Raw genomic sequence first — 15,999 nt, 5'->3', positions numbered from 1 at the left:
CAGGTGCAGGTGCAGGTGCCGTAGAGTAGACCGGAATACTATTGGTCGGTTGAACCTCAACGTGCGCCGCAGTTTGCTCTTGCTCAATGAGCATTTTGAAAACGTGAATCTCTTTTTTATCCCGATAATCTACTTTTACCTTATCGAGAAAACCTTGGTCGACTAAACACTTAAGACAGTCGGCTAAACCAAACGTAGAGAGAGCACAAAGTTGACCTGCTGTTTGTAGGCACACATTGGTGTAGCCGAATTCGTCAGCACCGTCTGCAAGCATCAATAAAACCAGCTTTTCTGCAGGGCTAGAAGTATTCACTTGCCAAGCTAAATAAGAATATTTGGCGCTCAATATCGTGTTCTCAAAAAAGGTAAGTCGTTGTCACTATTGTAAGTCACCCCTTACCGAATTTATAGCAACTTAACAGAAAACGGCATTAGTAAGCCAAATATTGACCATAAGGAGACGTCTGCCCCATAAAGTAAGCCTACAGTCATTCATTCTTGTGGTTTAAGCTAGGAATCATTGGGCATGAATACGCATAGCAGCTTAAAGTGCCGACATTCTTTGTTAGGTTAAGAATGCCCAATTCGCGTCCACATTCTGTTGGTCACAATACAGGTCTTCTTTTAAAGTCTTCTCTTTCCATTCACAAAATGTATTTAATTTATAAAACCCCTTGATATGATCAATGCTTGCGCTATTATGACGATAAGTCAGAAATGACGAAGCGTCACAAAATGGTTAACTACATGAATTTACTATTCGTGTTAATATATTGGATAGGAGTGTTTTAAATACTGGCGAAGCTTAGATAACGGCTAAGCTCATATACGGACTAAAAAATTATGTTTGGCTTTGGTTGTAAAGGCGATAAACAAGGTATCTTTGGTTGCAAAGGCGTGTTGTCTAAAAAGCAGCAGTCTATTGCAGACCGAGAAGTAGAGTTGATGTTGTTAGCAAAAGATCTGGTTCGAGAACAAGGGTTCGGAAACCTCACGATGGACAAGCTAACGGCAGCGAGCTCTTATTCTAAAGGTACGATATACAATCACTTTTGCAGCAAAGAAGACGTCGTTTTAGCGTTATGTATTCACTCTCTCAAGACAGAAGCAATGATGTTTGCTCGCTCTGGAGAGTTTGAAGGCAACACACGTGAAAAGATCGTCGCATTGCACGTTGCTTACCGAATCTATGCTCGCATGGAACCGGTACTATCAACCTGTGCGATCATGGCTAAAAGCCCGTGGGTACTAGAGAAAGCGTCTAGTGCACGCGTCGCCGAGATGAATGAACTGGAAGAGTTGGTGATTGAACAATGCGACTCTATGGTTAACCAAGCGGTAGAAGCGGGTGACCTAAAGTTCTCTTCTGGCGTTGGCTCAGATGCCATCGTTTTTGCTAACTGGTCAATCGCATTTGGTTCAAATGCCTTGTCACAGAACGCATCAAACAGTCATTGTATTAAGCGGTTACAAGACCCGTATTCAGTATTACACAACGCGAACATGATTCTAGACGGCCTCAATTGGCAGCCCCTTTCTAGTGACTGGGATTACCGCAAAACTTGGCGTCGTGTAGAACAAGAACTGTTCAGTGAAGAGATCGCTTACTTAGAGTCTGTAGGTCGATAGCTTCCGTTAAGCCCACACATGTGGGTTTATTAATAACCATTTTTGACGATTCGTCACAAACTTGAGACTGACCGACTGTGGTTGCTGTTTTCTTGAGTGTTTGACTAAGCATTGTGTCTTTTGTCAGCTTCGGCTGGCTTTTTATGACACAAATATGACGAATCGTCACAAATGGAGACTGTGATGAAGCATGACAGCCAGAAGCCCACGTTCGATCAGCAAAACCGAGATAACCCTAATGCTGATAGCGCAAACACAGATCTAAACAGTTGGCACTCAATACCTACCAAGCGTTCGTTTATCGTTCTGCTGGTGGTGTTTTCAATCATCATTCTCTCTGCATTAGGGGCTAAGAACCTCTACTTTAGGGGCTAAGAACCTCTACTTTAGAGGGGACTACAACATCTTCTTCGAAGGCACCAACAAGCAGTTGATGGCGTTCGATGAAATCCAAACCACCTTTGCAAAAACCGACAACCTTGCGATTGTTGTCGCACCTGAAGATGGCAATGTCTTCACCCCTGAAACTCTCACCCTGATTCAAAATCTCACGGTTGATGCGTGGCAGATCCCGTATTCAAGCCGTGTCGATTCCCTTGCTAATTATCAGCACACCGAAGCCATTGAAGATGATCTTTTGGTAGAAGACTTGCTGTATGAAGAGTACGAACACACACCAGAACGCATCGCCAAAGTAAAACAGATCGCCCTTAACGAGCCGTTGCTTAAGAATGCCTTGGTGTCGGCCTCTGGCGATGTGACGATTGTGAACGTCACCGTGCAACTGCCAGAAGTGGACAAAACCGCAGAAGTGCAAGAGGTGATTGCGGCAATCAATACCATGATCGGCAAGTACCAAGCTCAGTATCCTAATGTCGAATTCCATAAAGCGGGCATCATAGCCATGAACAACGCATTTATGACTTCGGCTCAAGAAGACAGCTCAACGCTCGTTCCCTTGATGCTGTTGGTGGTACTGGTGTTCCTGACCTTTATGCTGCGCTCGTTCTTTAGTGTGGTGGCGACGCTCATTGTGATCATCTCTTCGATTGTTGCCACCATGGGATTGTCTGGTTGGGCAGGGATGTTCTTGAGTACCGCAACCGTGAATGTGCCAACCTTGGTTTTAACTTTGGCGGTGGCTGATTGTGTTCACGTGATTGTGACCATGAGACAATCGATGCAGCGCGGTATGGAGAAAGCACAAGCCATTCAATACAGCATCAAGCTCAATGCGATGCCGATTCTGATCACCTCGGTGACCACTGCGATTGGTTTCCTGATGATGAACATGTCGGACTCACCAGTGCTGCGTGATTTCGGTAACTTATCGGCACTGGGTGTACTTATTGCGTGCTTCTTGTCTGTGACTATGTTGCCAGCGTTGCTAAAACTGCTGCCAGTCAAACGCCTACCTGCCAACCCTAAGGCGGCAGACAAATTCACCTTCATGGATAAGCTGGGCGATTTTGTCGTAACTAACCGTAAAGCACTGCTGCCGATTTCTACGCTAGTGATTGTTGGCGCTGCCGCGTTAATTCCGCTCAACAAAGTCAACGATGAATCGGTGAAGTATTTCGATACCTCAAGTGAATTCAGACAAGCGGCTGACTTCATGGAAGAGACCGTAAGCGGCATGACAACCCTCAGTATCGCAGTGAAAACTAACGAGTCTCAAGCGATTGCTGATCCTATGTTCTTGCAAGCGATTGGTGACTTTACTGAGTGGCTACGTGTTCAACCAGAAACCGACCATGTCGCCACGCTTTCTGATGTTTACATGCGTTTGAACAAGAATATGCATGCCGACGACGACAGCTACTACAAGCTACCGCTGAACCGTGAACTTGCCGCGCAATATCTGCTGCTTTACGAAATGTCTCTGCCGTACGGCTTGGACTTGAACAACCAGATCAACGTCGATAAATCATCGATCAAAATGGTACTCACCGTCGATAACCTTGGCAGCGTTGAGCTAGTCGAACTCGAAGAGCGCATTTACTCATGGTTTGCAGCCAATGCACCGCAATATGAAGTGGTGGCTTCGAGCCCGTCACTGATGTTTGCTCATATTGGCGAAACCCACATGGCGAGCATGCTATCAACTTTGCCTATCACCCTAGTGCTTATCTCTGGCTTGATGATCTTTGCATTGCGCTCGGTTCGCTTAGGCATGATCAGCCTAGTGCCCAACATTGTGCCTGCGATCATTGGCTTTGGTTTATGGGCGCTTATCTCCGGTGAAATCAACCTCGGTTTGTCAGTCGTGGTCACGCTCACGTTGGGTATCGTGGTTGATGATGCGGTGCACTTCTTGAGTAAATACCAGCGCGCAAGAATCGAAGGGAAATCAGCAGAAGAAGCGGTTCGATACGCTTTCCACACCGTTGGACGCGCATTGTGGATCACCACAGTGGTACTCGTGGCGGGTTTCTCTGTACTGGCGATGTCGAGCTTCAGACTCAACTCCGACATGGGCTTACTCAGCGCGATTGTGATTTTCATTGCGCTGGTGGTCGATTTCATCTTGCTACCAAGCTTACTGATGATCTTCGACAAACAGACCCACTATTCAGCTAAAACTCAGCACGAATCAAAGCCAGATACCAAGTCGCAGCCTAGATCGACAGCCGAACTGACTACTTCGACCAAATAAGGAAACGTCGGCCTGCTGCGGTGGGCTGACTCAAGGAGATATTTATGAAAAGCGTTAAACAAACATTCGCTACTACATTACTTACTGTTAGCTCGTTGGCACTGAGCACATTCGCCGCTTTCCCAGCGTTAGCAGACCCTGCGAAAGGCTTAGAAATTGCCGAGCAACGTAAAGCGGTCGATGTCGGGTGGGGCGATTCTGTCGCAACCATGGAAATGCTACTTCGCAACAAGCAGGGCGAAAGCAGTACACGTCTGATGCGATTGAAATCTTTGGAAGTCGATGACGATGGCGACAAAGGCTTAACCATTTTTGATGAACCACGCGACGTAAAAGGCACGGCTTTCCTAAACCATTCGCACATCACCAAATCCGATGACCAGTGGTTGTATCTTCCTGCACTCAAGCGTGTAAAACGCATCTCTTCACGCAACAAATCTGGCCCGTTTATGGGCAGTGAATTTGCGTATGAGGACTTAAGCTCGTTTGAACTTGAAAAGTACACCTTCAACTACATTGAAGACGCGAAACTGGAAGGCGTAGACACCTTTGTTTTAGAGCAAGTACCGACCGATAAAAACTCAGGCTACACCATGCAAAAGGTATGGCTAGACCAACAGCACTACCGCCCAATGAAAGTCGAGTTTTACGACCGCAAAGGCGCACTGCTTAAAACTCTATCGTTCCAAGATTACAAACAGTACCTAAACCAATACTGGCGCGCACACACCATGGCGATGCAAAACCATCAAACAGGCAAAAGCACCGTATTAACCACGACAGATTTAGTGTTCCAGACCGGTCTTAAAGACAAGGATTTCCAAAAGAACACACTAAAACGTGCGAAATAAGGCAGGAATATGAAAAGGATTGTGGCAACAGGAACCCAATTATCCTTAACCTTGGCGGCGACCGTCGGGCTTATGCAGGTGTCGTTGCCTTGTGTGGCGGCAGGCTTTAGTCCTGATATCGCAGGGCAGGTTAACCTTGAACATAGGCAGTTCTTTAGCGACGGCTTACAAGGGCAAGACAAAGGACAAAGCTCACTGGTGTTGCAGCCAGAGTTTTACTGGGAGCAACAAGAGGGCAACGGCAGCATTACCTTCACCCCGTTTTATCGCCTAGACAGTGAAGACGATGAACGAACTCATGGTGATATTCGCGAAGCCTTGTATTTAACCTATTGGGATGATTACGAACTGCGAGCGGGTGTTGGAAAGGTATTTTGGGGCGTAACCGAATCGGCGCATTTAGTGGATGTGGTAAACCAGACCGATGCCATTGAATCGGTCGATGGCGAATCCAAGTTAGGTCAGCCTATGGTGCACTTCACCTCGATAAAAGAGTGGGGCACCATAGACGCCATGTTACTGCCGTATTTTCGTGAGCGTACCTTCGCAGGCGAAGACGGTCGATTAAGGCCAACCGTGCTAGTATCGGACGATGCGCTTTACGAATCTTCACGAGAAGAAAAACACGTTGATGTGGCATTGCGTTACAGCCAAATGTACGGTGATTGGGATGTCGGTTTAAGCTACTTAGGCGGCACAAACCGCGACCCTTATTACCGTGTGGAAGGCAATCAACTCAAGCCATACTACGCCCAAATGCAACACTTCGGATTGGATGTTCAAGGCATTATCGGTGACTGGTTATGGAAGCTGGAAAGCATTTATCGCGACAGCTACGACAACCATACCGGCGTGGCGACAGGCTTTGAATACACTTGGGTAGGGGCGCTTGAATCGTACTGGGACATCGGCTTCATCGCTGAATACCTGTATGACAGCCGAGGCAACAATGCCCAAACCATCGGCCAAAATGATGTGTTCCTTGGCGCCCGTTTCGCTTTGAACGATGAAGACGGCACCGAAGTGCTTACTGGTATCACTCAAGACTTAGATAACAGTGATGTCTACAGTGCCAAGCTAGAGGCATCGAGCCGTATTAACAACAATCTCAAGTGGCGACTGAATGCTTGGTTGTTTGAGAACGAAACCCCAGAAGACTTGTTGTTCTTCGCACGTAAGGATGATTTTGTTGAGATGGCGTTGGAATATTATTTCTAGTGTTAGCTTTATGAGGCGTTCTTGTTAAGAGGGGCGTCTCAAATTTAAGATGAGTTATATTTAGAGTGTTCAATATCTTCTTTTTATAAAATGGATCAAACAATCGAATAAACCTACAGGTAAAATGGTTATATTTTTTCAGTATCTATAACCTCCGAATATGCATGTAAATCGTGCTGGTGGTATCGGCCTTAAGGGATTTATGAATTCATTTAATTGGGATAAAAACTTTGAAACAGGCATTGGTGTTGTAGATGAACAGCATCAATATCTTGTTGGTATTATCAACCACTACGGAAATCTGTTGTCAGAGAACACTATCTCTATCGACGACATAAACGTCGCTTTACTCGATCTCACATGCTATGCCGAATTTCACTTTAAAGAAGAAGAATCTTTGATGAGAGATTGCGGTGTGTATGAGCGACACATTGAAGAGCATATCAAAGTGCATCGTGTATTTATGCAAGATATCTACAGTATGCAAGCTTTCATCATGGAAGAAGATCAGTCGTCAGCACGGCAGTTACTTGATTTATTGATCCACTGGCTTGCTTACCACATCCTCGGCATCGACCAAAACATGGCGCGACAAATGACCGCGATAGAAGAGGGCGCGACACCTCTGCAAGCCTTTGAAGCGGAAGAAAAGCAGCAAGATTCTGCGACTGTCCCGCTGTTGGCTGCGCTTAACGGCCTGTTTGAACAAGTCTCTGAACGAAACAAACAGTTGTTACGCTTCAACCAGTTACTCGAAGATAAAGTTGAGGAACGTACGGCAGAATTAAAACGAGCGAATAAGAGACTTGAAGAACTGTCATTAACCGACTCTCTTACTAATTTGCATAACCGTCGTAGTGCTTTTAAACAGTTAGCGCTGCATTGGCAAGACTCCAAAGAACTGGGCATGCCTTTAGTGTGTATTATGATTGATGCCGACCACTTCAAGCGCATTAATGACACCAGCGGCCATGATGCAGGCGACTTGGTGCTACAAACCCTCTCGCGTGAACTGAAAAACACGTTCCGTAATGATGATATTGTTTGCCGGTTAGGTGGCGATGAGTTCTTGGTTATTTGCCCAAACACCGACCTTAAAGGTGGGATGTACATCGCGGAAACCGCTCGACAGAAAGTGTCTGAATTAGAGGTTGAAACCAGTCATCAAGTTTGGATTGGCAGTATTAGTGTCGGTGTCGCTGAAATGACCCAAGAATTCGAAACCATGAACGAATTGATTAAAGCGGCGGATGAGTCCGTCTATTTAGCAAAAAACGCAGGGAAGAACAGCGTTTGTTCTATTCAGATCTAGCCTTCAGGTCATTTCCAAATTAAGAAGTGGAACCTGTAATTGTTCCACTTCTTCCTACTCCTCATTAATATCCTGTTAAATTTGCCGTGTTTTTAGGCAATAACTTGTTCTTTTAGCGATTCAATTTGGCATTGGTTGCGTGTTTGATTACTATGTGTAGCTATCTAAAAAAACTAATCATCCGATACGGACACTACCAACTGGTAGATGAGGAAATGATGCAACATCTAGAAGAGATCATTGCTAATGCAACGACTGCTATTGATACAGCAGATTCGTTAGTCGCACTTGATGAAGTGCGAGTTCAGTATTTAGGTAAGAAGGGTGAACTAACTCTTCAACTACAAAGCCTAGGTAAACTTCCACCTGAAGAGCGTCGCACTGCTGGTCAAGAGATCAACAAAGCGAAAGGTGCTGTTCAACAAGCGATCGCAGCTCGCAAAGACGCACTACAACGTGCAGAGCTTGAAGCGAAACTAGCTGAAGAAACTATCGATGTGAGCCTACCAGGTCGTCGCATTGAGAACGGTGGTCTTCACCCAGTTACTCGCACTGTTGAGCGTATCGAACAGTTCTTTGGTGAGCTTGGCTTTAGCACTGAGTCTGGCCCTGAGATCGAAGATGCATTCCACAACTTTGATGCACTAAACATCGCAGACGATCACCCAGCTCGTACTGATCACGATACTTTCTTCTTCAACCCTGATCTAATGCTACGTACGCACACTTCTGGTGTTCAAATCCGTACGATGGAAAACGGCAAACCGCCATTCCGCTTCATTGCTCCGGGTCGTGTTTACCGTAACGACTACGATCAAACTCACACGCCAATGTTCCACCAAGTGGAAGGTATGTTAGTTGATGAGAACGTAAACTTCGCACAACTTAAAGGCATTCTTAACGATTTCCTTTGTAACTTCTTTGAAGAAGAAGTTGAAGTGCGTTTCCGTCCTTCATTCTTCCCGTTCACAGAGCCTTCAGCTGAAGTTGACGTGAAACGTAAAGATGGCAAATGGCTAGAAGTTCTAGGCTGTGGCATGGTTCACCCTAACGTACTTCGCTCTGTTGGCATCGACCCTGAGAAATACTCTGGTTTTGCATTCGGTATGGGTGTAGAGCGTCTAACGATGCTTCGTTACGGCGTAAATGACCTTCGTGCGTTCTTCGAGAACGACCTTCGTTTCCTTAAACAATTCAAGTAATCCGGGGCAGTCGAAACTATGAAATTCAGTGAATCTTGGCTACGCGAGTGGGTTAAACCTGCAATTAACAGCGAAGAGCTAGCTCACCAAATCACTATGGCTGGTTTGGAAGTTGACGATGTAGAACCTGTTGCTGGTGAATTCACCGGCGTTAAAGTAGGTAAAGTGGTTGAGTGCGGTCAGCACCCAGACGCAGACAAACTACAAGTAACTAAAATTGATATCGGCGAAGAAGAGCTGTTAGACATCGTATGTGGTGCATCTAACTGTCGTCTTGGCCTAACTGTAGCAGTAGCAACAGTTGGCGCAGTACTGCCTGGTAACTTCAAAATCAAGAAAGCAAAACTACGTGGCGTTCCATCGCACGGCATGCTTTGTTCTTTCTCTGAGCTAGGTATCGACGTAGAGTCTGACGGCATCCTTGAGCTACCAGAAGGCACAACGCTAGGCATGGACGTACGTGAGCTTCTTGAGCTTAACGACGTAACTATCGACGTAGACCTAACAGCAAACCGCGCAGACTGCTTCAGCATCCGTGGCCTTGCTCGTGAAGTTGGCGTACTAAACCGCGCAGACGTTACAGAGCCAGCAGTTGAAGCTGTTGCAACAAGCATTGAAGACACAGTATCTGTTGAAATCAAAGCAACTGATGCTTGTCCACGTTACCTTGGCCGTGTGGTTAAGAACGTAAACGTGAAAGCGGAATCTCCAATCTGGATGCAAGAAAAACTGCGTCGTTGTGGTATCCGTTCAATCGACCCAGTTGTAGACATCACAAACTACGTGATGCTAGAGCAAGGCCAACCAATGCACGCATTTGATCTCGCTAAGATCGAAGGCGGTATCGTGGTTCGTCTAGCAGAGCAGGGCGAAAAGCTAACACTTCTAGATGGCAACGAAGCTGAACTAAACAGCAACACACTTGTTATCGCTGACCAAAACAAAGCACTAGCAATCGCTGGTATCTTTGGCGGTCAAGATTCAGGTGTTACTACTGAAACGACTGACGTACTTCTTGAAGCAGCATTCTTCGCACCGGATCATATCCGTGGTCGCGCACGTGCTTACGGCCTTCACACAGATTCTTCTCTACGTTTCGAACGTGGTGTTGATTCAACACTTCAAGCAGCAGCAATGGAGCGTGCAACACAGCTTCTAGTTGAAATCTGCGGTGGTGAAGTTGCGCCAGTAAACGGCAGCGAATCTGAAGCTGATCTTCCTAAAGCAAACGTAGTTGCTCTACGTCGCGCTAAGCTAGATAGCCTACTAGGTCACGAAATCCCATCTACAGACGTAGTGGAAATTCTTACTCGCCTAGGTTGTAACGTTGAAACGACAGACGCTGGCTGGACGGCAACGTCTCCATCTTGGCGTTTTGATATCGCAATCGAGCAAGACCTAATTGAAGAAGTAGGTCGTATCTACGGTTACGATAACATTCCAAACCAAGCGCCTAAAGCGGCACTTAAAATGAATGACCACAAAGAAGCTGACCAACCGCTTAAGCGCGTTCGTGACCTTCTTGTAGACCGTGGCTACCACGAAGCAATCACATACAGCTTCGTAGAACCAGAACAGCAAAAATTGGTTGTACCTGGTGTTGAGCCGCTAATCCTGCCATTCCCAATCTCTGCGGACATGTCAGCAATGCGTCTTGGCCTAATCCAAGGTCTACTAAACACAGTTGTTCACAACCAGAAGCGTCAACAGTCTCGCGTTCGTCTATTCGAATCAGGCCTACGTTTCATCCCTGAAGCAACGGCTGAAAACGGCATGCGCCAAGAAATGATGCTTGCGGGCGTTATCTCTGGTACTCGTGGCGAAGAGCACTGGGACATTGCAACTAACACTGTCGATTTCTTCGATCTTAAAGGTGACCTAGAAGCCGTTCTTGAGCTTTCTGCAAACGAAATCGCATACAGCTTCAAAGCTGCGAAGCACCCAGCACTTCACCCAGGTCAAACTGCGGCTATCGTAGTAGACGGCAAAGAAGTGGGTATCATTGGTACTGTTCACCCAGAACTAGAGCGTAAGTTTGGTCTAAACGGCCGTACTATCGTATTCGAAATCGAATGGGCAGCTATCAACACTCGCGTGCTTCCAGAAGCAGTAGCTGTATCTAAGTTCCCTGCAAACCGTCGTGATATCGCCGTTGTTGTTGACGAAGCAGTTGCTTCTGGCGACATCGTAGAAGCGTGTATCGCAGCTGGTGGTGAATTCCTAACAGGCGCTAAACTGTTCGACGTATACGTTGGTCAAGGCGTTGAAGAAGGTAAGAAGAGCCTAGCTATCGCACTTAGCCTACAGTCTGTAGAGCGCACACTTGAAGATGCAGACATCGCTGGTTCAGTAGATGCTATCGTAGCTTCAATCTCAGAGAAATTCGGCGCAGCACTTCGCGACTAATCTCTTTTGATAGATAGAAAAATCAAAGGCCTCGCATTGCGAGGCCTTTTTGTTTGGGGTGGGATAATGTCAGATTGGGTTTGAAGAATTTTTATTTTGATTAACTAAGTGTGAGTAAAATCTACATCTATTTTTATTGGATTAACATATCTGCTTATCCATTTCTGACTTTACGAGTCTGTATCTATCCTATTTATCATTATTATGTTCTGTTGGGATAGCAGATTTAGGTGTAAGTGGTGCATCTGAAGAGACATATTCCCATTCAATGCGAAGTAATTTTAATTTCTCTTTTACTTGCGAGTCTTGTTGTTTGTCTCTATATGTATTTAAAAATTCCAGTTGTCTTCTTAGTTTACCATAGCGACTTGCAGCAGAACGGTGTAGCTCCGCTCTTTCAGCGAATCTAACAAATGAAACAATACTAGCTAACGCAGCAGATGTTACACTCAAGGTAAACAGCAATAGTTGCCATTGTTCTTTATTTGGTCCATCCGTGTCAAAGAACAATAATGCTGTAACCAAGGTTGTTGTCAATATTAATAAAAATCCTGTTACATTAGCAAATAAATATAATTGTTCAGAACATTTATAATGCCCAATCTGCGCATTTTTCAACCTAACACTCCAATCGTCAATTAACGGATTTAATTTTTCATCAATAGTTAAGTTGGGTGGTGGTATCTCATCATCAGGCATTATTCTTTGATCTCTATGTAGTAGTAATAATTTAAAGTGGAATAAGACCACCTAGATGGCCTTATTTAAAGCATCTAAACTCTTGAGTATCGGTATGTCCCTTTTACATTTGCAGCAAGGAATTTTCCCGCTGAATCTGCATCAATAAGCCCAGTGAATATATGTTCAGGAACATCAAAGTATTGATATATAGATCCATTTAGAAACTGTATTTGTAGTGTTTCATCTTCATAACCAATAGAGTCGATATTGCTAGAGCTGACAGAAATCATGTCCATATTTATACCTATTTTATCTTACCAATTTTTGGGTTTTGAGCTCGCCAAGTTTCGACAAGTTCGTCATAACGTGGATGTGACTCGAGTTTGATGCCCCATCCTCCAGGGTTTAATGAATCCTCAGGTGACAACTCATCATAAATCACAGGGTCTTGACTATCTGGTCTTCTATTTTCTGGAGGGGCAGTTATAGATGTTCGCATAGGCAGTTTGACAGATTCACCAAGAATTATTGCTTCACCTGTTCTGAGAATAGGGAGCATGTTAGTTAACCCATCTAAGCTATCAGATAGCGCTGATGATATATGAGCTCTATCTGAAGAGTTTGTGAGTCTTAAAGCAAAGAACGTCCCACATTGTGATAATATCGTCGGGTTTATCTCGGAAGGTCTTTGGCTAACAATCATTGCTCCAATGCCGTATTTTCGTCCTTCTTTTACTATTCTTTGTACAATTTTTGAAGCTGCTCCATCCAAAGTATCATTCAAGTATATGTGAGCTTCCTCCATTACTATTAATAAAGGCCGACTCCTCCCTCCTTGAGAAAGGTTTCGAGCCCAAAACAATGCTTCATATAATAATCTTAATAGTGCTCCAATAGTTGTCTGCAAGATATCAGTTGGAACTCCTGATAGGTCTAGAATAGATACTGGTCTGTTTCCACCGAGCCACCCTTTAAGTAAAACATCAAGGTCATCCTTAATGTTACCTTTAGAGTCTGGAAGCCAATTACCGGGCTTAAAAATAAAGTCATACCTTGGGATTCGTAACTTGGTTCCAAGAAGAAGTAGTTGCTTTCCAATATTCAAACCGCCAGGTATATGATTTATTTTTTCTTCACCAGCTGCTGTTACTATGTTTTTAAAAACAGGAGGGATTCCTAGCATTGGATTTCCTTTCAACTCGTTACCATTGTTATCGAGTTCATATGCCAGGTTGTCTTTGGGTTTACCTCCTTTATCTTTGTAATACGTACCAAATGTTTCAATAAATAATTCATGCCACAATTCATGAATACTGAATGGAATTGGAGAGTCCACACTCAAAGAGTCTAATGAAACACCGTCTCTTGGGTTTATTTTAATTGATTCGATTTTATATTTTTGAATCCTTTCCATTACGATGTTTCTGTCTTTTTCATTATTGAATTCACCGAAGCTAATGCTGCATAACTCATCAAAACTTAAAGCCCAATAGGGTATGAGAAAATTATCTTCCATGAATTTTGAGTTTTTATCAGGGTTAATCTTATATATGTTAGATTTATCTTGTAATGCCTGGCCATATTCACCATGAAGATCCAACATTATAATTCTTGAAGAAGGATATTTATCAAGATTTGATAACGCATTAATAATGCTGGCTACAGTCGTGGACTTACCTGAACCTGTAGTTCCCACGACCGCTGAATGTCTGGTTACCAGTTTGTTTACGTCAACTAAAGCAGGGATCGATTCTGCATTTGAAATATGTCCAAGATTTACAAAGTATGGTTTGTTAGGTTGGCCATATATATTATTCAGCTCTTTTTCTGAAACTAAATGTACTTCATCACCTACAGTTGGATATTGTGATAGTCCTCTTTGAAATACGCCGTTCTTAGGGCCTTCTCCAATTAATTGAATAGACATCCATTGATTTCCGTTGGTATCAGAATCACTTCGACTCAATGGAGCAGCACTTGCACCAACTTGGCTTACAATGCCAAATAGGTCATTAAAACCTATCGAAATCCTGACAAAACTACCGATTTGTCCAACTCTATACCCTTGGCCATCTATATATATGAATCCAGTTAATGAGTCTTTTGAGAGGGAGATACTTACATTTGTTCCATTAACATCCTGAACTTCTCCAAGGTAAGTTTCTTTATTAGATTTATTATTCCTCATCAATAGAACCTATTATTTTTCTTAGGAATGTAGTTAACATGGAGAAATCACCTAGCTTAACCAAACTGTTATCATTATTTTCATCACATTTGGTGATAAAATGCTTTATATCGATATCTGAACTGGTTGAATTACACTTCCAATCACCGACAGTTGTCCCAATAATTGCTTTATCAAAAGTCCAAATGTTTAGGTTATGTCTTTTTTTTGCTAAGCGATATGCCTCAGGGTACCGTGCTTGTTCTTTATCATCGTTGTAATTACCATATAGCAACCCCAAAACCATACCTGTAGGGTTCGCTTTTAGAGCGTTAACGATAGTATCGTTGAGATGACCATCGTTAAATGAATATCCTGACAATATTAACAACGATGACTTTTTTCTCACAAACCGGCTTAATTGATCAATTAAAGCCAAGTATGGCATTTTCCGACTTTCTTCATATTTCAAGTGAGAGGGGTAAATCAAATGAGACTCATCGTATTTAATTTCTGATGACCTAAAGACACTTCTTTTTCCATCTTTATGATTTTGGTACCAGTTAATTGAGCCGTGGATTTTCCACAGCCTTGACCAATGCGATGGTATTAAATTATCTTCTACAGCCTTCAAATCGAAAAATGATTTTTTTGATCCTACAAATCCATCGAAATACGGAATCTCTTCGTCTTCTAATGCTTCCTCTAAAAGTAAGTCGTAATTAGTAGTAAATAACTCTATTGGGGATTTTCTATCTATGGAGCCGATCCATGTACATAAGTCGTGATAAGGAGTGTTCGAATCCGGTAGACTAACGTCAAGTTTCTTTACGATTTCTGAACAAATTCTTTTTTCGAGATCTTGTAGATCACTTTCTTCTAAACCTCTAACTACGCCACCTTTAGATACGAGAATAAGGCTTCTTAAAAAGCTCAATATATCTTCGATATTCTTATGGTTTTTTTCAGCTTTACTTAGTTCCTCTAAAAGTGCTCCGTATTTGGTGTTGTCCTTTAATTGTTCAGTTACAAAAGCTGTCAGTGCTTGCACATCGGGAATAAGTGGCCATTTGTCTTCTGGCAGCTTTACCGATAAAGGACATCCGGCCGATAGAAAAAAACCAATAGATTCATTGTTTTGGGAAAGAGATTGACGAAGATATGTCAAATGTCTTATAGGATCATGATAGTTTTCCACTGGTCCAACCTTAGTTAATTTGAAATGTTAATTAACACAAATCTACCAGATTGAATGTTTGTTAGTGAGAAGTAATTCTAACATTTTGAGATAACATTAATCTAAATCAAATGCACGATGTTGTATTGAGACTTATGTCATATTTATCAGCGATTGGGAACTTTGAAAAAACCTTTAAACAGGATTTAAATCCCCCTCAAATTTAGGTCAACAAATCTGTAAGTTTTGTGTCTTTGAATCTTTTTCCTCCGTAGGATAGTTGAGTTTTGCGTACTTATTAGCTGTGTCACTTGGCTAGGTTTTCTTCTGTTTTACAACCTCTTTACCTGTCTACAACTTCACACTTTATAGTGGTTATATTGATTGAGAGGGGCGCTTCCTGTGTTCCCTCCAAAGTAAGTAGAGAGACACTATGAAACGTTCAATTTAAACATCACACTCTTGGTTTGTATGACACTTGGTAGCGTGAATGCCATGGCTCATGATTCAACGATTAAGTACGGTATTGGATATCTCACGATGGTGAGCAAATTGCGTATGGCAAAAGCGGGAGTGGGGAGTCGGCATTGATCTTCATTCGCGGTTGGAGCTTAGACAGCAGGCTTTGGCAAAACCAAGTGGGTGAGGGCTTTCTTACGTGCTGTACAGCTCCCGAAACGACTAGGGCAGATTCACGTGA

The 15,999-nt window shown here is 43.5% G+C and carries 10 protein-coding genes and 3 pseudogenes; 8 read left to right on the top strand and 5 right to left on the bottom strand.

The genetic code is table 11. The features are described from left to right. Positions 1-346, bottom strand: a pseudogene (locus AB4154_RS04440) (hypothetical protein); the annotation flags it as partial. A 497-nt stretch (positions 347-843) separates the two neighbouring features. Here AB4154_RS04440 and AB4154_RS04435 point away from each other — a divergent pair. The 7 genes and pseudogenes from AB4154_RS04435 (at position 844) to pheT (ending at position 11,274) form a co-directional block, all read left to right on the top strand. Beyond that, positions 844-1,629: a TetR/AcrR family transcriptional regulator gene (locus tag AB4154_RS04435; protein ID WP_004741595.1), complete on the top strand. Its 786-nt coding sequence runs from the start codon at positions 844-846 to the stop codon at positions 1,627-1,629. Between the two features lie 183 nt (positions 1,630-1,812). Next, positions 1,813-4,285, top strand: a pseudogene (locus AB4154_RS04430) (efflux RND transporter permease subunit). A gap of 44 nt (positions 4,286-4,329) precedes the next feature. Continuing rightward, positions 4,330-5,136, top strand: a complete 807-nt coding sequence (locus tag AB4154_RS04425) for an outer membrane lipoprotein-sorting protein (protein WP_017060448.1) — start codon at positions 4,330-4,332, stop codon at positions 5,134-5,136. Positions 5,137-5,145: 9 nt separating this feature from the next. After that, positions 5,146-6,354 carry a hypothetical protein gene (locus tag AB4154_RS04420; protein ID WP_136979923.1) on the top strand — a complete coding sequence of 403 codons (1,209 nt, stop codon included), beginning with the start codon at positions 5,146-5,148 and terminating at the stop codon, positions 6,352-6,354. A gap of 202 nt (positions 6,355-6,556) precedes the next feature. After that, complete coding sequence (locus tag AB4154_RS04415; RefSeq protein ID WP_029235308.1) at positions 6,557-7,666, top strand: GGDEF domain-containing protein; 1,110 nt, start codon at positions 6,557-6,559, stop codon at positions 7,664-7,666. A gap of 218 nt (positions 7,667-7,884) precedes the next feature. Then, a complete protein-coding gene (gene pheS, locus AB4154_RS04410) occupies positions 7,885-8,868 on the top strand; it encodes a phenylalanine--tRNA ligase subunit alpha (RefSeq protein ID WP_004734764.1) in 984 nt (327 codons plus the stop codon). Between the two features lie 18 nt (positions 8,869-8,886). Next, on the top strand, positions 8,887-11,274 hold the full coding sequence (pheT, locus tag AB4154_RS04405) for a phenylalanine--tRNA ligase subunit beta (RefSeq protein ID WP_372122323.1): 2,388 nt from the start codon (positions 8,887-8,889) through the stop codon (positions 11,272-11,274). 189 nt (positions 11,275-11,463) lie between these two features. Here the strand turns inward: pheT and AB4154_RS04400 are convergent, their stop codons facing one another. The 4 genes from AB4154_RS04400 to AB4154_RS04385 form a co-directional block, all read right to left on the bottom strand. Next, complete coding sequence (locus tag AB4154_RS04400; protein WP_102285864.1) at positions 11,464-11,973, bottom strand: SLATT domain-containing protein; 510 nt, start codon at positions 11,971-11,973, stop codon at positions 11,464-11,466. Positions 11,974-12,047: 74 nt separating this feature from the next. Then, positions 12,048-12,251, bottom strand: a complete 204-nt coding sequence (locus tag AB4154_RS04395; RefSeq protein ID WP_102285866.1) for a KTSC domain-containing protein — start codon at positions 12,249-12,251, stop codon at positions 12,048-12,050. Between the two features lie 8 nt (positions 12,252-12,259). Continuing rightward, positions 12,260-14,143 carry an ATP-binding protein gene (locus tag AB4154_RS04390; protein ID WP_102285867.1) on the bottom strand — a complete coding sequence of 628 codons (1,884 nt, stop codon included), beginning with the start codon at positions 14,141-14,143 and terminating at the stop codon, positions 12,260-12,262. Further along, complete coding sequence (locus AB4154_RS04385; protein WP_102285869.1) at positions 14,133-15,320, bottom strand: SIR2 family protein; 1,188 nt, start codon at positions 15,318-15,320, stop codon at positions 14,133-14,135. The genes AB4154_RS04390 and AB4154_RS04385 overlap by 11 nt, the downstream gene beginning before the upstream one ends. Before the next feature lie 450 nt (positions 15,321-15,770). Here AB4154_RS04385 and AB4154_RS04380 point away from each other — a divergent pair. Further along, a pseudogene (locus tag AB4154_RS04380) lies at positions 15,771-15,946 on the top strand (alpha/beta hydrolase); the annotation flags it as partial. Positions 15,947-15,999: the final 53 nt, after the last annotated feature.

Origin of the sequence: Vibrio sp. 10N.286.51.B11 (assembly GCF_041469245.1) — a bacterium.
Taxonomy (GTDB): domain Bacteria; phylum Pseudomonadota; class Gammaproteobacteria; order Enterobacterales; family Vibrionaceae; genus Vibrio; species Vibrio crassostreae_C.
The sequence above is the reverse complement of the archived record's forward strand: the minus strand, read 5'-3'. Positions and strand labels throughout refer to the sequence as shown.

Bases quoted from the DNA above. Each gene is read 5' to 3' on its own strand.
- AB4154_RS04435 (WP_004741595.1), top strand. From the start codon at position 844: ATGTTTGGCTTTGGTTGTAAAGGCGATAAACAAGGTATCTTTGGTTGC.
- AB4154_RS04425 (WP_017060448.1), top strand. From the start codon at position 4,330: ATGAAAAGCGTTAAACAAACATTCGCTACTACATTACTTACTGTTAGC.
- AB4154_RS04420 (WP_136979923.1), top strand. From the start codon at position 5,146: ATGAAAAGGATTGTGGCAACAGGAACCCAATTATCCTTAACCTTGGCG.
- AB4154_RS04415 (WP_029235308.1), top strand. From the start codon at position 6,557: ATGAATTCATTTAATTGGGATAAAAACTTTGAAACAGGCATTGGTGTT.
- pheS (WP_004734764.1), top strand. From the start codon at position 7,885: ATGCAACATCTAGAAGAGATCATTGCTAATGCAACGACTGCTATTGAT.
- pheT (WP_372122323.1), top strand. From the start codon at position 8,887: ATGAAATTCAGTGAATCTTGGCTACGCGAGTGGGTTAAACCTGCAATT.
- AB4154_RS04400 (WP_102285864.1), bottom strand. From the start codon at position 11,973: ATGCCTGATGATGAGATACCACCACCCAACTTAACTATTGATGAAAAA.
- AB4154_RS04395 (WP_102285866.1), bottom strand. From the start codon at position 12,251: ATGGACATGATTTCTGTCAGCTCTAGCAATATCGACTCTATTGGTTAT.
- AB4154_RS04390 (WP_102285867.1), bottom strand. From the start codon at position 14,143: ATGAGGAATAATAAATCTAATAAAGAAACTTACCTTGGAGAAGTTCAG.